The 18,961-nt window shown below is 69.3% G+C and carries 19 protein-coding genes; 12 read left to right on the plus strand and 7 right to left on the minus strand.

Annotation, left to right across the window (positions count from 1 at the left end; translation table 11 throughout):
- Positions 1-31 precede the first annotated feature (31 nt).
- Positions 32-1,774 (plus strand): sensor histidine kinase, encoded by a 1,743-nt coding sequence (locus tag GKO32_RS39720; protein WP_154756713.1) that lies wholly within the window; start codon positions 32-34, stop codon positions 1,772-1,774.
- Between the two features lie 25 nt (positions 1,775-1,799).
- On the opposite strand, the gene GKO32_RS11020 is transcribed toward GKO32_RS39720, so the two are convergent.
- The 6 genes from GKO32_RS11020 to GKO32_RS11045 form a co-directional block, all read right to left on the minus strand.
- A complete protein-coding gene (locus GKO32_RS11020) occupies positions 1,800-2,369 on the minus strand; it encodes a sigma-70 family RNA polymerase sigma factor (protein ID WP_154756714.1) in 570 nt (189 codons plus the stop codon).
- Between the two features lie 9 nt (positions 2,370-2,378).
- A complete protein-coding gene (locus tag GKO32_RS11025; RefSeq protein ID WP_154756715.1) occupies positions 2,379-3,146 on the minus strand; it encodes a GAF and ANTAR domain-containing protein in 768 nt (255 codons plus the stop codon).
- 78 nt (positions 3,147-3,224) lie between these two features.
- Positions 3,225-4,430 (minus strand): DegT/DnrJ/EryC1/StrS family aminotransferase, encoded by a 1,206-nt coding sequence (locus tag GKO32_RS11030; RefSeq protein ID WP_154756716.1) that lies wholly within the window; start codon positions 4,428-4,430, stop codon positions 3,225-3,227.
- Positions 4,431-4,468: 38 nt separating this feature from the next.
- Positions 4,469-5,095: an arsenate-mycothiol transferase ArsC gene (locus GKO32_RS11035; RefSeq protein WP_154756717.1), complete on the minus strand. Its 627-nt coding sequence runs from the start codon at positions 5,093-5,095 to the stop codon at positions 4,469-4,471.
- A gap of 80 nt (positions 5,096-5,175) precedes the next feature.
- Positions 5,176-6,558 carry a tyrosine-protein kinase domain-containing protein gene (locus GKO32_RS11040; RefSeq protein ID WP_154756718.1) on the minus strand — a complete coding sequence of 461 codons (1,383 nt, stop codon included), beginning with the start codon at positions 6,556-6,558 and terminating at the stop codon, positions 5,176-5,178.
- 174 nt (positions 6,559-6,732) lie between these two features.
- Positions 6,733-7,362, minus strand: a complete 630-nt coding sequence (locus tag GKO32_RS11045) for an LbetaH domain-containing protein (RefSeq protein ID WP_154756719.1) — start codon at positions 7,360-7,362, stop codon at positions 6,733-6,735.
- Positions 7,363-7,750: 388 nt separating this feature from the next.
- Here GKO32_RS11045 and GKO32_RS11050 point away from each other — a divergent pair, with 388 nt between their 5' ends.
- The 9 genes from GKO32_RS11050 (at position 7,751) to recO (ending at position 16,302) form a co-directional block, all read left to right on the plus strand.
- Complete coding sequence (locus GKO32_RS11050; protein WP_166459485.1) at positions 7,751-10,261, plus strand: LuxR C-terminal-related transcriptional regulator; 2,511 nt, start codon at positions 7,751-7,753, stop codon at positions 10,259-10,261.
- Positions 10,262-10,273: 12 nt separating this feature from the next.
- Complete coding sequence (locus tag GKO32_RS11055; RefSeq protein WP_154756721.1) at positions 10,274-10,642, plus strand: hypothetical protein; 369 nt, start codon at positions 10,274-10,276, stop codon at positions 10,640-10,642.
- Positions 10,643-10,690: 48 nt separating this feature from the next.
- A complete protein-coding gene (locus GKO32_RS11060) occupies positions 10,691-11,047 on the plus strand; it encodes a histidine triad nucleotide-binding protein (RefSeq protein ID WP_154756722.1) in 357 nt (118 codons plus the stop codon).
- Positions 11,048-11,242: 195 nt separating this feature from the next.
- On the plus strand, positions 11,243-12,325 hold the full coding sequence (locus GKO32_RS11065; protein ID WP_312867795.1) for a PhoH family protein: 1,083 nt from the start codon (positions 11,243-11,245) through the stop codon (positions 12,323-12,325).
- A 6-nt stretch (positions 12,326-12,331) separates the two neighbouring features.
- Positions 12,332-12,886, plus strand: coding sequence for an rRNA maturation RNase YbeY (gene ybeY, locus GKO32_RS11070; RefSeq protein WP_154756724.1), 555 nt, complete (start codon positions 12,332-12,334; stop codon positions 12,884-12,886).
- A gap of 3 nt (positions 12,887-12,889) precedes the next feature.
- Positions 12,890-14,215: a hemolysin family protein gene (locus GKO32_RS11075; RefSeq protein WP_154756725.1), complete on the plus strand. Its 1,326-nt coding sequence runs from the start codon at positions 12,890-12,892 to the stop codon at positions 14,213-14,215.
- Positions 14,208-14,540, plus strand: a complete 333-nt coding sequence (locus GKO32_RS11080) for a cytidine deaminase-like protein (protein ID WP_154756726.1) — start codon at positions 14,208-14,210, stop codon at positions 14,538-14,540. Before GKO32_RS11075 ends, GKO32_RS11080 begins: the two co-directional genes overlap by 8 nt.
- Positions 14,537-15,430, plus strand: a complete 894-nt coding sequence (era, locus tag GKO32_RS11085) for a GTPase Era (protein ID WP_312867796.1) — start codon at positions 14,537-14,539, stop codon at positions 15,428-15,430. Before GKO32_RS11080 ends, era begins: the two co-directional genes overlap by 4 nt.
- A gap of 119 nt (positions 15,431-15,549) precedes the next feature.
- Positions 15,550-16,302, plus strand: coding sequence for a DNA repair protein RecO (gene recO, locus GKO32_RS11090; RefSeq protein ID WP_312867797.1), 753 nt, complete (start codon positions 15,550-15,552; stop codon positions 16,300-16,302).
- On the opposite strand, the gene GKO32_RS11095 is transcribed toward recO, so the two are convergent.
- Positions 16,299-17,165 (minus strand): SAM-dependent methyltransferase, encoded by an 867-nt coding sequence (locus GKO32_RS11095; protein WP_312867798.1) that lies wholly within the window; start codon positions 17,163-17,165, stop codon positions 16,299-16,301. The genes recO and GKO32_RS11095 overlap by 4 nt on opposite strands.
- Before the next feature lie 121 nt (positions 17,166-17,286).
- Here GKO32_RS11095 and GKO32_RS11100 point away from each other — a divergent pair, with 121 nt between their 5' ends.
- Both GKO32_RS11100 and GKO32_RS11105 read left to right on the plus strand, forming a co-directional pair.
- Positions 17,287-18,099, plus strand: coding sequence for an isoprenyl transferase (locus GKO32_RS11100; RefSeq protein ID WP_312867799.1), 813 nt, complete (start codon positions 17,287-17,289; stop codon positions 18,097-18,099).
- Entirely contained in the window at positions 18,096-18,512 is a 417-nt protein-coding gene (locus tag GKO32_RS11105) for a hypothetical protein (protein WP_154756729.1), read from the plus strand. Before GKO32_RS11100 ends, GKO32_RS11105 begins: the two co-directional genes overlap by 4 nt.
- Positions 18,513-18,961: the final 449 nt, after the last annotated feature.

Genomic DNA, 18,961 nt, shown 5'->3' on the forward strand with positions numbered 1-18,961 from the left:
CGGATCATCGTTTTCCGGGAAGGGGAGCCACGTGACGAGTGCCGGCAATGGGGGTGCGGCGCAGCTTTCCCTGCTCCTGGTGACGGCCGCCGAACTGGTTTCCTCACGTGCGGACGGTGCGCAGTATCGTGGGCGTTTCGCGGAGCTGATCGCGTCCGTGCCCGGGGTACGGTCCGTGCGCCTGGCGGCAGCGGACGAAACACCCGCGGGGCAAGGGATTTTCCGGATCCCCCTGCCACCTCGTGCCGGCCACCCCGGGGAACGGGACGTCCTGCTGGTCCAGCCGGCGGGCATGGGGGACCGGCACTGGATCGGGCGGGCACAGCGGGAGCGGGTGGAATCGGTGCTCGTCTTCCTTTCCCGCGCGCTGGCCGTGCCCACGTTGCTCGGCAGCGTGTCGGGCGCGCCGGTGCTGCTGGTACGCCTCACCGCGGACGGCTGGTTCCCGTGCTCGGCGCACACCGCCGAGCTGATCGGTGGCCCAGGGGACCCCGACCGGGCGGCCGGTCCGCTCACGATGGTCCACCCGCGTGACCGGATCGTCGCGCTCCGGGCCTTCGGAACCGTCCACAGTGGACTGAGCCGGAGCGCGAGCGCGCGGCTGCGGGTGAGCGGCAGGGCCGGCGGTGAGCTGAGTCTCGACGTGCTTTTCCTGGACCTGAGGTCGGTGCCCGGTATCGACGGGATCGTCGTGGCCGGTCACGACGTGACACAGGCGCGAGCGGACCATTCCGCGGTGCGGGAGTTGCTGTTCCGGCTGCCGCAGGCGGCGTTCATCGCCGGGAATGGCGGCACCGTGGCCATCGCGAACGCGGCCCTCGCGCAGCTGACCGGCACGCGTGCCCAGGACTGGACCGGGGCGAGCGAGGAACGAGTACTGCGCACCGTGTCCGCCTCCTGCCTCGATGAGCGGGACGCCTACAACAGGCTGCTTTCCGTGCTCGGTGCGCGCCGGGGCGAGACCGGAGCCGGACTGGGCGGCGGCCGGACGCTGACCGCCGAGCGCAGGCCGCTCGTCGAGTCCGGGGTGGAGACCGGTGCATTGTGGACATTCGACGTGCGCGACAACCGGGCCGCCACCGAGGAACCCGTGCCGAACCGCGACCGGAACAAGGCACTTTCCGCTGTGGCGCACGAAATCCGCACTCCGATGACGGCCCTGCTGAGCTTCGCCGGGCTGCTCGCCGACTCGCGGCTGGGCGCGCTGAGCGTGGAGCAGCGCTCGGCCGCGGAGGTGATCAACCGCAACGCCGGGCAACTGGTGCGGCTTGCCGATGATCTCCAGTTGCTCAACCGGCTCGAGAGCGGCGAGGTACGGGTGCGGTTCGCCGCGACGGACGTGCCCGCTCTGGTGCGCGAACTGGTCGCCGAGCACCGCGGTGACATCACCTATGTCACAGGGCAGGGGCCGCGGGCACATGCCGATCCCGTGCTGGTGCGCCAGATTCTGCGTTACGTGCTCGACAACGCGGTGCGTTACGGCGGCGCGCGGATCCGTGCCGGTGCGTCGTTCGCCCAGGGCTGGTGGACGATCGAGATCGCGGACTCGGGCATCGGCATCCCCAACGGTGAGCTCGACCGGGTACTGCGCCCGTTCGAGCGCGGCACCAACGTCACCGGCAGCGGGCTTGCCGGCGCGGGACTGGGACTGGCGATCGCCGGGGAACTGGTGAAGCTGCACGGCGGGACCCTGCGCCTGGCCAGTGTCGCCGGCACCGGCACGACTGTCTCCATTGGACTCCCGGTCAACGGCGCGAAAACGGGGAACTGGTGAGGATCTCGCCGGATTGGCCCGGAAATCACAGTCGTTCGCGGGCCGCCACGCGGTCGCGAAGCCGGTCCACCGCCTGTGTCGAAAGCTGGAACACGCGCGAATCGCTGATGCCCAGTTCCGCCGCCAGGTCCGCGATGTGCCGGTGCTGCAGGAAGCGGCCGGTGAGGATTTTCCGCAGCCGCACGGGGAGGCGGTCGATCTCGGCCCGTACCGTGCGCAGCCTTTCCCTGCCCAGCACGATTTCCTCCGTGCTGGGCGTGGCATCGGGCAGCCGGTTGTCGATGGCCTGTGAGCTCTGTGGGACAACGTACACTTTGTACGGTGGCGGTGCTTTCGGTCTCGCGTCGGTCATGAACCGCCCGCGTTCGGCTGCCGCCGCGGCGAGAATCGCCTTCTCCAGTCTCGGTTTCGCGAAGCGCCAGAACGAGTACCCGTCGTGTTCTTTGCACGCCTCGGCCGAAACCACGAGGGCGTACACGCCCGCGGCGGTGATCTCGTCGACGTCCACATAGGCGGGGAGCCCGGCCGTGATCCCGCGGACCCTCTCGTGGACCAGCGGAAGGTACGCGCCGATCAGCTCATGCCAGTCGTCCATCCTCGCCGGTCACCTCGCCGTGGACTTCGGCTCCACCGTCAGCAACGGCGCGACCGTCTCCGCATGCGCGATCACCGCCCGCGCCACGTCGTCGAGCCGCTTCCGGCCCTGCCGCGCGAACCGTCGCATCAGCTCGAACGCCTCGTCGGGGGTCCGCTCATGCCGTTCCGCGAGCACACCCTTGGCCTGCTCGATGACGATCCTGGTCCGCAGCGCGGTCTGCAACTGTCCGGTGAGGACTCCGGCCGCGTCCAGTGCGCGCCGGTCCAGGATGAAGCTGGTGACCATTGTGGACAGTGCGACGGCGATCGTGGTGTCCTCCCGGCTCAGCGCGCCCGGCCGGCGCCGGAACAGGGTCAGCGCGCCGAGCCCCTCCGCGTGCCGGCGCAGCGGCAGCGCGTGCACGGCCGAGTATCCGGCCCGCAACGCGGTGGTGCGGAAGCTCTCCCACTGTTTCGCCTCGTGCAGATCCGGTACGTGCACGGGGATCCGGGTGCGGAAGCTGATCACCCCCGGCCCGTCGGAAAAGCGCATCTGCAGAAGTTGCAGCAGCCGCGCGGTTTCGCAGGACGCGGCGACGGCCGACAGTGCGCCGTCCGGGCCCGACAGGAGTATTCCGGCCGCGTCGACGTCGAGCAGGGTGGCCGACTGTGTCGCGAGCAGTTCGAGGCACCGGGCTTCGTCGAGCGTCTGTCCGGGAAGGTCACACAGCGCCAGGAAGGCCCCGGCGAGGTCCGACGCGCGGATCTTCGGGCTTCGCGGATGGTCGTTGGTCATGCGCAATGCCTATCTCCACCGGCCCTCCCGCGAGAACCGCTGGCGCGACGTTCACCTGCAACGGGTGAACAGGCGCGCTCATGCCATCGCCGTGTCGAGGACTTTCAGCACCGCGGTCGTCACATCGTGCATCTCTTCGGCGCCGAGTCCGGGATGGATCGGGAGCGTGAACGAGGTCCGGCCGAGCTGCGCGGCCACCGGGAGAACCGGCGAATTCTCCTCGAGACCGGCGAACGCGCGTTCCCGCGAGATCTCGGCGTCGCCGCCGGAACCGCATGGGACTCCTTCGGCGTTGATCGCGTCGATCACCCGGTCGGTGTCCCAGCCGCTGCCCAGCCGTTCCGGCCGCAGGTGCGCGTAGAAGCGATGATAGGAATGCTCCACATGCGCCGGTGGGTCTTCGGCCCGCACCGCCGGCACCCCGCGTAGCAGGTCCAGCAACAGCGCGGCGTTCGCCTGCCGTTGTTTGACCAGTTCGTCGAGCCGGCCGAGCTGGATCCGCCCGATCGCCGCCTGGAGTTCGGTCATCCTGGCGTTCGTGCCGAAACTGTCGTGCAGCCGCGGCGCGCGTCCCCGTGGCTGGATCCGTTGCACGCTGGCCACATTCTTGCCCTGGTCCTTGAACTCCCAGCAACAGCGCCATAACGACAGGTCCGACGTGGTGATCGCGCCACCCTCCCCGCCGCTGGTGATGATCTTGCCGTGGCCGAACGACCAGGTGGCGACATCCCCGAAACTGCCGACCGGCTGGCCGAAATAACGGGCGCCGTGTGCCTGCGCGCAGTCCTCGATGATCCGCACGTCGCGTTCCCCCGCCAGCCGCAGCAGCGGGTTGAGCTCGGCGGGATGCCCGGCCAGATGCACCACGATGATGGCCTTGGTGCGCGCGGAAAGCAGCGGCTCCACGGTATCGCTGGTGAGGCACTGGCTGTGGATGTCCACGTCGGCCAGTACGGGTCTGGCCCCGCAACGCACGACGGCCGATGCGGTCGCCATCACGGCGATCGCGGGCACGATCACCTCGTCACCGGGGCCGACGCCCAGACCGCGCAGCGCGATCTCGAGCGCCACGGTCCCGTTCGCGACCGCCACCGCGTAGAGCGCACCCGCGCCGGCCGCGAACTCGCGTTCGAAAGCCCGCCCGTGCGGGCCCGTCCAGTAGCTCACCTGCCCGGAGCGGAGCACATCGGAGGCCGCGGCGAGCTCGGCGGGACCGAAGACGGGCCACGAGGGCAGCGGGGTGGTACGGACGGGGAGGCCGCCGTCGACAGCGAGTGCGGGCATCGCTTTCCTTTCTGCGGTGGGACATGCGTCACTGTGCCTCAGGTGGGGACCTCGGGCGGGTTCGTGACGGGTTTGAGAAAACTGACGAAGCGATGCACGGCGGATTCGACGAGAGTCGCCGAAATTGTATAGCTGTAATCGGAAAACCGGGTGGGGTCAGGGATATCGTCGGTCACGGTTGTCTCGTGGGCGCCGTCCTCGCGCAGCTGCCTCCCGGCTTCGGCGGCCGCTCTCGCCCTGATCACCGGATCGCGGGGCAGCCGAAGCGTGTCGATCAAGGGCAGCAGCCGGCCGAGTTCGAGCAGGCAGAACGTTCTGGTGCGGGCGACCGGTTCGAGGGCGACCACGGCGGCGTGTTGCGGGCGTTCCGCGGTCAGCACGAGATCCGCGCCCTTTAGTTGCCGCCCGGTCAGGCCGGCGGTACGAAACGTGCTCGCCTCTTCGGCCAGGCCGCGCGTCCGCAGCGCCAGTGCGGTGCGCGGGTCCATCGCGCTTCCCGGCAGCGCCCGGATGCCCGCGCTGGACACGGCGAACCGGTTCGCCATCGGGCCCAGCGCGGTGCGCAGCAGTTGCCGCGTCAGGAGTTCCGCCAGCGGTGACCGGATCCTGTTCTCCGTGCCGACGAACAGGATCCGGAACGCGCGCGTACTTCCCCGTTGTGCCATGAAAGCCCCTCCGTCGGATTGTCGCTGTCCTTTCGTTACCAATCCGCCGGGACCGTCTCCGCCTACTTTTGGCCGGATTGTCAGCGGCGATGCCCGGCCCCGTTCCTCGGTAGCCCGTTCGGCCGGTCGCGTTTGCGGCCGTTCACGGTCAGCACCGGCGGGCGCTGGAGTGCCGCGAGCGGGGCGGTGACCTGCGGATCCCGTTCGGTGGTACCGGTTTTGGAGCCCGGCACCATCGAAAGGACGGTGCCATATAGCCGCCCGCCTGCCTGGCTCAGCTCGCGGAGCGCGGACCTGGCCCGCGACCGGGTCGTTTTCCCGTGCCTGACCACGAGCAGCGCGCCGTCGCCGGCGGCGGCGAGGACGGCGGCGCCCGTGCCCGGCGCCAGTGGCGGGGCTTCGACCAGCACCATGTCGTAGCGGCAACGTAGTTCGTCAAGCAGGATACGCATCCGCCCGGAGGACAGCAGCCCGGCCGGGTCGGGCGGGATCAGCCCACCGGCGAGCACGTCGAACAGCGAGCCGGCCCACGGCTGCAGCGCGTGGTCCACGGCGATCCGCCCGGCCAGCACCGTGGTCAGCCCGAACCCGTCGTCCAGCCCGAGACAGCCCGCCATCGTCGGCCGCGCCAGATCGGCTTCGACCAGCACGACCCGGTGCCCCGCAGTGGCGAGCACGATCGCGAGGTTGCACAGCAGCGTCGTGGTGCCGGACCCGGGCACGGTCCCGGCGAAAACGATCACCTTGCGCGCGGTGTCCACATCGACGAACTGCAGATTGGCGCGCAGCTCACGGAAAACGTGGGCCTGCGGTGCATGTGGACGTTCCCGTACCGTCAGCGGGTCCCATGGCACGTTCGGGTCGGCGGGCAGGACCGCGAGGTTCGGCGTTTCGGTCAGCCGCACCAGCTCCTCTTCCGATTTCAGGGTGCGGGGCCGGAATTCGCGCACCAGAGCCAGCGCGCACCCGGCGGCGAGCGCGCCGAGCGGGACGTACACCCTCCAATCAGGACTCACCGCTGAGGTCGGCAGCGCCGCGGGCGCCAGCACGACCGCCGGTGCCGGCATGCCCGGTGCCGGCGGCTCCAGCTCGGTGACCAGCTGGGTGAACACGTCGCCCGCCGCGTCCGCGATTCGCTTGGCCTGCAATGGATTCCGGTCGGTCGCGGTGACGGTGAGCAGTGTGGTGCCGGCCGAGAAGGTGAGTTCGCCGGCGATGTCCGCACCGGACATCGCCGGTCCCAGTGCGGCCGCGATGTCCCGGCCCAGCCGGTCAGTCCGCAACAATGCGGCGTAGGAATCGGTCCGCTGTGCGGACGCCGGCACGTAAATCGTGATCCGGGCGGCGTATTCGGGCGGACTGCGCCACAGGAAAGCCGTGGCGCCACAGAGGCCACACAGGAGTCCTGACAGGATGGTGCGCCATCTTTTCCTGGCCAATCGTGGATAGTCGTGCGGGGTCACATTGCCTCCGGCCGGTCGAGGGGGCTGGGGAATCGGCTGGGGCCTGGCCGGAAAACTTTTTTCAAAATCATCGGGACAAGGGGAAACATGGTGTCGCGGGACGAGATCGATTTCCAGGGGGCGAATTCACCCTGTCGCGGAAGAGCGCGCCGGGGACCCGGGCCGCCGGCGCGCTCACCCGGGTGCGGCCGGCGGCCGCACCCGGGTGAGCGCAGCTTTCCCGAGCCGGCTGTGCGTGACCACCTCGCCCGCCTCGACGCAAGTGCTGGGGCCGATCACCAGTCCCGGCAGCACGCGGGCGCCGTGTCCGACCGTCACGTCACCGTGCAACACCACTCGTCCGGCGACGTCGGCGCCCGGCAGCACGGTGACGTAGTCGTGCAGCACGCTGTCGTGCCCGATCGTCGAGCCGGCCTGCACCTGGGTGTGGGCCGAGAGCTGGGCGCCGGTCGCCACATAAGTGTTGGCCAGCACGATGCATCCGCCCGCCAGCGACGTGTCGTGCCCGATCGTCGCGGCCGGATGCACGAGCAGGGAGGGGATCAGCCCGCGCCCCAGCATCCGCTCGGACAGCGACCGGCGTAGCAGCGGATCCGCGACCGCCACCACGTACGCCCCACTGCGCGCCTCTTCCGGCCGCCGCACGGCGACCCCGTGCAGTTTCTTGACCGACAAATGGTCGTCGATGAGGACCAGACCACTAGGCCGGTATCCACATGCGAAAGCCGCGTCCAATGCCTCGCGGCCCAGGCCGCCGGCTCCGACGATGTGCAGGGGAGAGAGCTGGGTGGGGCGTCCGGTCATTTCCGTGCTTCCTCGCCGACTGGTTTCGCAATGGCCGGGAAAAAGCCCGGTGAATTCGTGTGGATGTTGATTCAGCGCGAGTTCGGGCGCTTCACCCACGGCGGGTGAAACTACCACGGATATTCGTCCGTACGCCTCGATCAGACGGTCGCAAGTAGTAGGTGGTGTTGCGCCAAGTGGGTGAATACCGCGAAATCTCTCATCCATTGGAGGGGCAATAGCCAGTTTTGGGTAGAGCTAACCGGTGCCAATGAGAGAAATTCTCTTAGCCTCGTCCATTGTGCAAACTGGGGAGTGGTTCCTCATCGCGCAGACAGTCCCGATGCCCAAGACAACAGCGCCACTTATGCCACGTGCCGTCATCTGCCGCAGCCGCCTCGGAGGCAAGATGCCGGACACGGACAATTCCGCCCCCGTGGTGACTTCGGTGTGCGCCCCGGCCGGCTACGGGAAGACGACGTTGCTGTCGGCCTGGACCCGCCACCTCGGCTCCCGGGTCGGCTGGGTGCGAATCGACGAATCGGACAACGAACCCGTGCTGCTGTGCGGGGCGATCCTCGCCGCGATCCGGCAGGCGGTGGGGCACCGGCCTGGCGACGCCGAACCGCCCCGCCAGGCCGGCAGTGAGCTGGCACTCGTCGCCGCGCTGGCGGACCTCCTGGACCGAGAGGACCGCCCGGTCTTCCTGGTGATCGACGACGTGCACCGGTTGTGTCAACCGGAGGCGCTGCGGGTGCTGGAGTTGCTGATCCAGTGGTTGCCGGCCCCGCTGCGGCTGGTCCTTTCGGGCCGGCGGGAGCTGACGGTGGGGCTGCACCGGTTGCGGTTGGCCGGGCAGCTGTCGGACATCCGGGGCGCCGACCTTGCCCTGCGGGCCGGTGAGGTCGCGAAAGTCCTTGCGCAGGCGGGAATCCAGCTCGACCCCGCCGGTCTCGACCGGGTCGTGGCGCTGACCGCGGGCTGGCCCGCGGCCGTCCGCCTGGTGGTACAGGCGATGACCCGCGCCGGTGCGGAGATTCTCCCCGCCGACGAGGACGTGATGACCGATCCGTCGGTCCGGGACTACCTCGAGGGCGAGGTGCTCGCCGCGCTGTCCACACGCGAACTCGCGCTGCTCAATGCCCTGTGTGTCTTCGACAAGTTCACCGCGGCGGCCGTCACCAGCCTCACCGGGAGCACGGATTCGCTGGGACTGCTGGAAAATCTCCAACGAGCAGGAAATCTGGTCGTCCGTACCGGTGACCACGGTCGCTACCAGGTTCAACCTTTCCTGCGCTCCTATCTGTACACCGCGCTGCGAAGCTCGCAGCCGCCCACGCTGGCTTCGCTGCACGAGGCGGCCGCGCGATGGTCACTGAAGGTGCGCGACTTTCGCGCCGCGGCCGAGCACGCCGTCCGGGGTTGCGATCCGGAGTTGATGGCGGAGGTCGTCAGCACCTACGGACCGTCCCTTGTGCTCCGTGGTGACGACGCCCTCCTGATGGAACTGGCGGCGAAGCTGCCGCCGGAGCTGCAGGCGCGGCCGGGCATCGGTCTCGTCGTCGCGCTGGGCGAAATGGCCAGCGGAGATTTGGGTTCCGCCGAGTTGAGGCTCGCGGAAATGTCCGGGGCGCTACCGGAGGAGAACGGCAGCCGGCTGCGCGATCTGCGGGTGATCGTGCGTACCAAGCGGGCCAGGCTGACGGGGCGGCTGTCCCCGGAGATCGCCGAGCTCGACGAGCGGCTCGGCCGGATGCACGAGCCGGACCTGATCGTGCTGGGACTGCTCAACCGCGGCACGGCGGCGTTGTGGCTTGCCCGGTACGACGACGCGGAGCGCGATCTGGAGCAGGCACTGCGACTGTCCGAACGCCACGGTTTCGACGTGGCGGTGCTGCACTGCCTGAGCACGCTCGCCGGGCTGGCCGGGGCGCGCGCCGAGCTGCGCCGCGCGGCACGCCTGGCGGAGCAGACGATCGAGTTCGCGCGGCATCGCCCCACCCTGTCGAAGGCGTCCTGCTATTACGCCTACATCGTGTGTGCCTGGGTCGGGTACCTGCAGCTCGACGCCCCGATGACCAAGGCCGGTATCGCGGGCGCGATGCGGCTGCGTGGATGCGCCGGCGACCGCACCGTCGAGCTCGGCGGGGAGGTCCTCGCCGCGATCATCGATTTCGACTACGGGGACGATCCCTATGCGGCGCACGTGCGGCTGCGGCAGCTGTGGGCCCGGGTGCGCCCGGACGAACCGGTCCAGTCGGCGCTCGTCGCCTACCTCGTCTCGATCGAACAACGGATGGCTTTGCGCCTCGGCCGTCCCGGCTGGGCGGTCGACGCGGAACGCCGCGCGGCGATGCTGCTGGGCGAATCCGGCGACGTGGAGCTGATGCGCGCCAGGATGTTGTGGCACCAGGGCAGGACGACGGCGGTCCGCGCGCACCTGCAGAAGATCATTGACGGCGAGCTCGGCTGCCGGTCGCTCACCGCGAGAATCGAGGCGTACCTGCTCACCGCTGTGCTCGCGCACCGCGCCGGTGACGAGCGGCGTGCCGACGCGGCGTTGCGTGCCGCCGTGGCGATCACCGGGCCGCACCGGATGATCCGCCCGTTCTGGGATGTCGGCGCCGAGGTGCGGGAGCTTCTCGTGGTCCGGCAGGGACGGTTCGGCAGGCTCGACGAGTTCGTGGCCGATGTCGTGGCGGCGCTGCCGCCGGGGCAGCCGGTGGAACCGGAACTGACCGCACGGGAGGCGCAGTTGTTACGGGAACTCCCTTCGCTGGCAACAGTCGAGGAAATCGCGGCCGCGATGTACGTGTCCGCCAACACCGTGAAGACGCATTTGCGGAATGTGTACCGGAAGCTGGGCGTGACGTCCCGCCGCGAGGCGATCGTCGCGGCACGCCAGCGAGGTCTGTTGTGATCGGAGGATGACGTGGACAGAGTGGGCACAGGGTTGATCCTCGCCTGGGAGGACGCCTATCGCCGGTATTCGGCCGCTGCGGGGCCGAACGTGGTGGAGACTTCACGGGCCGTGGCCTGCGCATGGCGGGAGCTCGAAACGGCGGGCGCCCTGCCGTGGTGGCTGCGGGCGGCGGTGCGGTCGGCGGCGGAGGCGTTCGAGCAGCAAGCCAGGTCCTGGGAAGCCGAATCGGTACGCGTCGCACCGCGGAGCGTGCGGACGAGGATCCGGTGCACCCTCGCGCCGGGCACCGGCGAGCATGCCGGCGTGCGCGTCCCGCACTCTCGAGAACCCGGTGACGCCGCCACCCCGCAGCGACAGTCCACAGTGGACTACGGATAGCGGGACGGCCGTCGCGTCGGCGGCCGCCCGGGTGGCTAGTCTGTCGGCATGAGTGACGCCGAGACGTTGTTCGAGCGGATGATGGCGGGGGAGATCCCCGCCGATGTCGTGTACTCCGACGACACTACGTTCGCCATCCGGGACATCCGGCCGCAGTCGCGGGTGCACGTGCTGGTCGTCCCGCGCACGCGTTACCGCAACGTGGCCGAGCTGGCCGCGGCCGACCCGCAGCTGCTGGCGGACGTCATCGCCACCGCGGCGAAGGTCGCCGAAATCGAGGGAATCAAGGACACCGGCTACCGCGTCGTGTTCAACACGGACAGTGACGCCGGGCAGACCGTCTTCCACGTCCACGCCCACGTCCTGGGCGGCGAGCCACTGGGCCTGTTCGGGCGGTCCGACTAGGCTTTTGTTTAAGCGGCGGAGCCGCTTGCTGTGGGCCGTCAACTGACACCGCCTCAGGTTCCGCCACCCGCACCGCCACGCAAGCCACTTTCACAACACTCCATAACCACCTGCGATGCGGGGGTGTGTGCCGCTAGCATCATGGATGACAACACCGCCGACTAGCGCACGCGCAGAAAGCAGGCCCGAAAGCACGTGGCCGGAACCGCACAGGGTGGAGCCGCCCGATCCGACGTCCACTCGGACGTCCCAGAAGCCAAAACCGAGATCGCCGACCGCATGTCGCGGAGCGCGCAGTCCCGGTTCCCGATCCCCGACACGGCAGCACTGACCCTGCTCGGCTCCCGCGACCAGAACCTGCGAATGGCGGAGGAGCTGCTCGAAGCCGATGTCCACGTGCGCGGCAACGAGGTCACCCTCACCGGCGCGCCCGCCGACGTCGCCTTCGCCGAACGTGTCTTCGCCGAACTGGTCACCCTCGCCGAACGTGGCCAGCAGGTCGGCCCCGACACCGTGCGCCGCACCGTCGGGATGCTCTCGGCCGGCGGCAAGGAATCGCCTGCCGAAGTACTCAGCATGGACATCCTGTCCCGGCGCGGGCGCACGATCCGGCCCAAGACGCTGAACCAGAAGCGTTATGTCGACGCGATCGACAACCACACCATCGTGTTCGGGATCGGCCCCGCGGGTACCGGCAAGACGTACCTGGCGATGGCGAAGGCCGTGCAGGCGTTGCAGGCCAAGCAGGTCACCCGGATCATCCTGACCCGCCCGGCCGTCGAGGCGGGCGAGCGGCTCGGCTTCCTGCCCGGCACGCTGTCGGAGAAGATCGACCCGTACCTGCGCCCGCTCTACGACGCGCTGCACGACATGGTCGACCCGGACTCGATCCCGCGGCTCATCCAGGCCGGCACGATCGAGATCGCGCCGCTGGCGTACATGCGCGGCCGTACCCTGAACGACGCGTTCATCATCCTCGACGAGGCGCAGAACACCACGCCCGAGCAGATGAAGATGTTCCTGACCCGGCTCGGGTTCAACTCGAAGATCGTGGTCACCGGTGACATCACCCAGGTCGACCTGCCGTCCGGCCAGCGCAGCGGCCTGCGGATCGTGCGGGACATCCTCGAAGGCGTGGAAGATCTGCACTTCGCCCAGCTGACCAGCCAGGACGTGGTCCGGCACCGGCTGGTCGGGGACATCGTGGACGCCTACGAGAAGTGGCAGTCCACCCAGGACGCCGCGGAAGGCACCAACGGCTGGAAAGGCCGCCATTAACCCGTCATGAGCATCGAAATCGCCAACGAGTCGGGGATGGCGGTGGACGAGAAGTCCATCGTCTCCGCCGCCCGGTTCGCCCTTGACCGTATGGAGGTCAGCCCGCTCGCCGAGCTTTCGGTGGTGCTGGTGACCCTCGACGTGATGTCGGATCTGCACGTGCGCTGGATGGACCTGCCAGGGCCCACCGACGTGATGGCCTTCCCGATGGACGAGCTGGACTCCGCCCGCCGTCCCGACGCGGGGGACACGTCACCGGCGCTGCTCGGGGACATCGTGCTGTGCCCGGCGTTCGCGAAGGACCAGGCCCGCACGGCCGGTCACTCGCTGATGGACGAACTGCACCTGCTCACCGTGCACGGCGTGCTGCACCTGCTCGGCTACGACCACGCCGAGCCCGCCGAGGAGCGGGAGATGTTCGGGTTGCAGAAGCGCATCCTCGCCGATTTCAAGACCGCGGTGTCGGCGGCCAAACGGCGGGACGCGCAACGGTCCAGTGACGATCGTCTGCTGGGCGCGGCAGGGCTGAATGCCGCGGACGACACCGTGGAGAACACCTAGCCGATGGCGAGTTCGGCTTCCCTGCTGGTGATCGCCGTCGCGCTGGTTCTGCTCGGTGGGGTGTTCGCCGCGGCCGATGCGGCGATCAGCACCGTGTCCCCGGCCAGGGTGGACGGGCTGATCCGGATGGGCGTCCCCGGCGCGCGCGGGCTGGCAGCCGTCGTCGCCGAACGTCGCAGGCACATCAATCTGCTGCTGTTGCTGCGGCTGGGCTGTGAGCTGACCGCGACGGTGCTGGTCACGGTGGTGTTCCTGCGCTGGATTTCGCCGGAGTGGGCGGCGGTCGTGGTCGCCGCGGTCGTCATGGTCGTGGTCTGTTACGTGCTGATCGGGGTGGGCCCGCGCACGATCGGCCGCCAGCACCCATACCGCGTGGGCGCCGCGGTGGCCGGGGTGGTGCGCGCGCTCGGCACCGTGCTCGGCCCGTTGTCACGCCTGCTGATCACGATCGGCAACGCGATCACGCCGGGGCAGGGTTTCCGCGAGGGCCCGTTCAGTTCGGAGATCGAGCTGCGCGAGCTGGTCGATCTGGCGCAGGAACGCGGTGTGGTGGAGCCGGCCGAGCGGGAGATGATCCACTCGGTGTTCGAGCTGGGCGACACCGTGGCCCGCGAGGTCATGGTGCCGCGCACGGAGATCATCTGGATCGAGCGGGACAAGACGGTGCGGCAGGCGCTGGCGCTCTCGCTGCGCACCGGGTTCACCCGCGTCCCGGTGATCGACGAGTCGGTCGATGACATCGTCGGGGTGCTCAACCTCAAGGATCTGGTGCGGGCCGCGCTGGACGACGGTGCGGCGAAGCCCGTCGCGGACCTGATGTACCCGGCGGCATTCGTGCCCGACTCCAAGCGCCTCGGCGATCTCCTGCGGGACATGCAGCGCTCGCACAACCATCTGGCGATCGCGGTCGACGAGTACGGCGGCACCGCCGGGCTGCTGACGATCGAGGACATCCTGGAGGAGATCGTCGGGGAGATCACCGACGAGTCCGACCAGGAGGAACGGCCGCCGGTCGAGCACCTGGAAGGCGGCGCGGTCCGGGTGTCGGCCCGGCTCGGCGTCGACGATCTCGGCGAGCTGTTCGGTATCGAACTGTCCGATCACGACGTCGAGACCGTCGGCGGGCTGCTCGCGCAGCGGCTCGGCCGGGTGCCACTGCCCGGCGCGGAGGCCGAAGTGGACGGGTTGCATCTGCGCGCGGAGGGCGGCAAGGACCGCCGCGGCCGGATGCGGATTACGACGGTCGTGGTGCGTGCCGCCGAGTCCGCGGCCCCACGTAGGGTGCTTCGAGACCAGGATGAGCGGGACGGGAGCGTTGAGGATGTCTGAGCTGGCGCCGGAAGACGAGAAGATCGTGATTCTCGCCCGATCGGCCCGTGCGCGCACGCAGGCCGCCGAGGGCGCCGCGGTGCGGGACACCGACGGCCGTACCTACGCGGCCGTCACCGTCGCGTTGCCGTCGTTGCGGATCACCGCGTTGCAGGCGGCGATCGCCGCCGCGGTGTCCAGCGGTGCCGAGGGACTGGAGGCCGCGGCGGTCGTCACGGACGGTGTGGTGGACGAGGCTTCGGTGCGCGCGGTGCGTGACCTGGCCGCGTCGGCGCCGATCTTCCGCGCGGACGCCAAGGGTGCGGTCCAGGAGGTCCTGCGGTGATCCACCGTTCTGGCTTCGCCTGTTTCGTCGGCCGCCCCAATGCCGGGAAGTCGACGCTGACCAACGCGCTCGTCGGCAGCAAGATCGCGATCACCTCCAGCAAACCGCAGACGACGCGGCACGCGATCCGCGGCATCGTGCACCGCGACGACGCGCAACTGGTCATTGTGGACACTCCCGGTCTGCACCGGCCGCGCACAGTCCTCGGCGAGCGGCTCAACGACATCGTGTACTCGACCTGGTCCGAAGTGGACGTTGTCGGATTTTGCGTGCCGGCCAACGAAAAAGTCGGTCCCGGTGACCGGTTCATCGCGAGCGAGCTGCGCAAGATCGCCAAGCGCACCCCGGTCATCGGGATCGTCACCAAGACCGATCTCGCCGGCCGTCAGCAGATCGCGGACCAGTTGCTCGCGTTGCAGGACGTGCTGGATTTCGCCGAGCTGATCCCGGTGTCCGCGGTCGACGGCTTTCAGGTCAAGCAGCTGGAAGACCTGCTGGTGACGCGGCTTCCCGAAGGCCCGCAGCTGTATCCCGACGGGGACCTCACGGACGAACCCGAGCAGACGCTGGTGGCGGAGCTGATCCGCGAGGCGGCGCTGGAGGGCGTGCGGGACGAGCTGCCGCATTCGATCGCGGTGACGGTCGAGGAGATGCTGCCCCGCGAGGGCCGGGACGATCTGCTCGACGTGCACGCGTTGCTGTATGTCGAGCGGCCCAGCCAGAAGGGCATCATCTTGGGCCACCAGGGGGAACGGCTGCGCACGGTCGGCTCGCGGGCGCGCCGCCACATCGAAGCCCTGCTGGGCACGAAGGTATACCTCGACCTGCACGTCAAAGTCGCCAAAGACTGGCAACGCGACCCGAAACAACTCCGCCGCCTAGGCTTCTAACGCGCGAGTCGAACGTTCCATGCGCGCGAGTTGCGCGTTCCCGGTGCGCGAGTTGCGCGTTGCGTGTGTGCGAGTTGCGCTTACCGGGTTTTGTCGGTGGGGGATGAGAGAATGTCACGGTGACCCTCTATCGCGACACCGGTGTGGTGCTGCGGGTGCACAAGCTCGGTGAGGCCGACCGGATCATCACCCTGCTCACCCGCCGGCACGGCAAGGTGCGTGCCGTCGCCAAGGGCGTGCGCCGCACCACCTCGCGGTTCGGTGCGCGACTGGAGCCCTTCGGCCATGTCGACGTGCAGTTCTACACCGGCCGCACGCTCGACGTGATCACCCAGGTGCAGACCGTGGACGCGTTCGCCCTGCCACTGGTCGGGGACTATCAGCGCTACACCGCGGCCAGCGCGATCGCCGAGACGGCCGACCGGCTCACGGCGGAGGAAGGCGAACCGGCGCTGCGGTTGTATCTGCTGGTCACCGGTGCGCTGCGCGCGCTCGCCGACGGCGGGCGGGACGCTTCGCTCGTGCTCGACGCGTTTTTGTTGCGTGCCATGGCTTTCGCGGGCTGGGCGCCGGCCATCACCGAATGCGCGCGGTGCGGGCTTCCCGGTCCGCACAAGGCGTTCAGCGTGCCGGCGGGCGGATCGCTGTGCGGCACCTGCCGGGCGCCGGGTTCGGTGCATCCGGCGCCAGAGGTGCTGGTGTTGCTGGAGGCGTTGCTGCACGGCGACTGGGATGTCGCGGAGGCCTCCGTCCACGGCACCCGTCGCGACGCGAGCGGCCTCGTCGCGGCGCATCTGCAGTGGCACCTGGAACGCCAGCTGCGGTCGCTGCCCTTGGTGGAGCGGCGGTCCAGGGAAGCGGCCGCGAACTAGCGCTCGCGCACCCGCCCGACGCCGGCCCAGTAGAACGGCCGGACGGCGGCTGGTTCGAGTTCCGGGAACAGGGTGTCCGGGTGGTCCGGGCGCCAGTCGGTCAGGTGCACGACGCCGGGTTCCACCAGGTCGAATTCGCCGAACCAGGACGTGAACTCCGCCCGGTCCCGAAGCCACGCCGGGTTCTGCGTGTTGCGGTACGACTCCGCCAGCGCGCTGATCTGCGCCGCGCCTCCGGCCGGGGCGTCGTCGGTGGTGATGTGGCTCGCGGCGAGCCAGCTGCCGGGGGCGATGCGGCGCCGGTAGCGGTCGATCACGCGCGGCACATTGTCCGCGCCGCCCACGAAATGCAGTACCGACACCATCAGCACACACACGGGTTTGGTGAAGTCCAGCAGCCGCCTGGTTGTTTCGTGCTCGCACACGATGTCGGGCTCACGCAGGTCCGCGCGGACGATCCCGGCCCAGCCGGTGGCGTCCTGCTGTTCCAGCATCAGCTCGGAATGCGCGACCGCGACCCCTTCGTAGTCGACGTACACCACGCGCGCATCGGCGCTCTCGGGCGCGTATCGGCGCACGATTTCGTGCACATTCCCGGCCGTCGGCACGCCGGAACCCAGGTCGAGGAACTGCGTGATGCCGTCGTCCAGCGCCGCCCGCACCACCCGGCCCAGCCACTGCCGGTTCGACATGGCCAGCGGCTTGATCAGCGGGAACTGCTTGTCCGCCAGCTCGCCGAAATGCCGGTCCACCGCGTAGTTGCTGGTACCGCCCAGATACCAGTCGTAGATCCGGGCCGTGCTGGGACGGTCCAGGTCGATGTCGGCAGGGGCCGCCGGTGCGTGTTCGCCATCGGCACTCACAATCGCTCCCTCCAGCCTCACGTTCCTCGTGCCCACGTAGGGTAGCGATGCGGCCGTAGGGCAGGCCTCACGCATGGGTACTGTCGGACGGCGGAACCCCAAGCGACGGGAGGCGAATCAGGTGTTGCGCAGGGGACGCCAGGCGACGGTCACGCAGCGGCGGGCGCCGGATCCGCACCCCTCCGGAGAGCGTCCGCCCGAGATCCCGCCGGAGCTGGTGCCGAACCACGTCGCGCTGGTCATGGACGGCAACGGCCGCTGGGCCAACCAGCGTGGGCTGCCGCGGATCGAGGGGCACAAGCGTGGCGAGGCCGTGATGATCGACGTGGCCAGCGGCGCGGTCGAACTTGGCGTGAAATGGCTGTCGGTGTACGCGTTTTCGACGGAGAACTGGAAACGCAGCCCCGAAGAGGTGCGGTTCCTGATGGGCTTCAACCGCGACACGATCCGCCGGCAGGTGGACTACCTCGGCTCGATCGGGGTGCGCATCCGGTGGGCGGGGCGCACGCCGAAGCTGTGGCGCAGCGTCATCAAGGAGCTGCAGGCGGCCGAGGAGAAGACGCGGGACAACACGGCGCTCAACATGACGATGTGCGTGAACTACGGTGGCCGCGCGGAAATCGGTGACGCCGCACGGAAGATCGCGCAGTTGGCCGCCGAGGGCAAGATCAACCCGGACAAGGTCGACGAGAAGACGCTCGCGAAGTACTTGTACCAGCCGGAAATGCCGGATGTGGATCTGTTCCTGCGGCCTTCGGGTGAGCTGCGCACGTCGAACTTCATGCTGTGGCAGTCGGCGTACGCGGAGTTCGTCTTCCAGGACACCCTGTTCCCCGATTTCGACCGGCGCCAGTTGTGGGCGGCGTGTCTGGAGTATGCCAAGCGGGACCGCCGTTTCGGTGCCGCCGTCGACGCCGCGAAGGGTGCCAAATGACGACCGAAGCCGCGAACACCGCGGAACTGCTGGGCCGCGCGCGCGAGGCGCTGGAGCGGTACCTCGAGGTGCGTGTCGATGACGATGGTGCGCTCACGTTCTCGCATGCCGGGGTGCCCGCTGTCATTCAGTCCACGCAGCTCGCCGAGGGTTTGACAGTGCTGAGCCTGACGTGTGTCGTGGCATGGGACCTGCCGGACACCCCGGGCCTGGCGGCGTCCGCGGCCGAACGCGCCGGGGAGGGTCTGTTCGGCACACTCGGGGTGACCCACACCGAGCGCGGTCTGGACTTGACGCTGCGGTACGCGTTTCCCGCGCAGGGCCTGGACATCGCCGCATTGGGCACGCTGCTGATGCTGGTGGTGTCAACGGCTTCGCAACTACGCGCGGAACTGCTCCCCGCGGGCGGCTGACGCCGGTGCCTGTCGGCGCGTTGCGGACGCTCGACTCGGGCGCTGGGAGCGCGCAACTCGCGCGACGGGAACGCTCAACTCGGGCGCTTGGAACGGTCAACTCGCGCGCAGGGAACGGTCAACTCGCGCGCAGGGAACGGTCAACTCGCGCGCAGGGAACGGTCAACTTGCGCGCTGGGAGCGCGCAACTCGCGCGCTCGGAGCGCTCGACTCGCGCGCTGCGAATGCTCAACTCGCGCAGCGTGGACGCTCAACTTGCGCGCCGCGAGCGCTCAACTTGCGTTCCGTGAACGGTCAACTCGCGCGCTGCCGACGCTCGACTTCGCGCTGCGAACGCTCAACTCGCGGGCCGCGAAGGCTCAACTCGCGCACCGTGAACGCTCAACTCGCGGGGCGTGAGCGCTCAACTCGCGCGTCGGGAACGTTCAACTCGCGGGGCCGGAACGCTC

This window comes from Amycolatopsis pithecellobii (assembly GCF_009707865.1).
GTDB classification, from domain to species: domain Bacteria; phylum Actinomycetota; class Actinomycetes; order Mycobacteriales; family Pseudonocardiaceae; genus Amycolatopsis_E; species Amycolatopsis_E pithecellobii.

Bases quoted from the DNA above. Each gene is read 5' to 3' on its own strand.
- GKO32_RS11045 (WP_154756719.1), bottom strand. From the start codon at position 7,362: ATGACCGGACGCCCCACCCAGCTCTCTCCCCTGCACATCGTCGGAGCC.
- GKO32_RS11080 (WP_154756726.1), top strand. From the start codon at position 14,208: ATGTCTGAGCTGGCGCCGGAAGACGAGAAGATCGTGATTCTCGCCCGA.
- GKO32_RS11105 (WP_154756729.1), top strand. From the start codon at position 18,096: ATGACGACCGAAGCCGCGAACACCGCGGAACTGCTGGGCCGCGCGCGC.
- GKO32_RS11030 (WP_154756716.1), bottom strand. From the start codon at position 4,430: ATGCCCGCACTCGCTGTCGACGGCGGCCTCCCCGTCCGTACCACCCCG.
- GKO32_RS11060 (WP_154756722.1), top strand. From the start codon at position 10,691: ATGAGTGACGCCGAGACGTTGTTCGAGCGGATGATGGCGGGGGAGATC.
- GKO32_RS11025 (WP_154756715.1), bottom strand. From the start codon at position 3,146: ATGACCAACGACCATCCGCGAAGCCCGAAGATCCGCGCGTCGGACCTC.
- GKO32_RS11020 (WP_154756714.1), bottom strand. From the start codon at position 2,369: ATGGACGACTGGCATGAGCTGATCGGCGCGTACCTTCCGCTGGTCCAC.
- ybeY (WP_154756724.1), top strand. From the start codon at position 12,332: ATGAGCATCGAAATCGCCAACGAGTCGGGGATGGCGGTGGACGAGAAG.
- GKO32_RS11035 (WP_154756717.1), bottom strand. From the start codon at position 5,095: ATGGCACAACGGGGAAGTACGCGCGCGTTCCGGATCCTGTTCGTCGGC.
- GKO32_RS11050 (WP_166459485.1), top strand. From the start codon at position 7,751: ATGCCGGACACGGACAATTCCGCCCCCGTGGTGACTTCGGTGTGCGCC.
- GKO32_RS11075 (WP_154756725.1), top strand. From the start codon at position 12,890: ATGGCGAGTTCGGCTTCCCTGCTGGTGATCGCCGTCGCGCTGGTTCTG.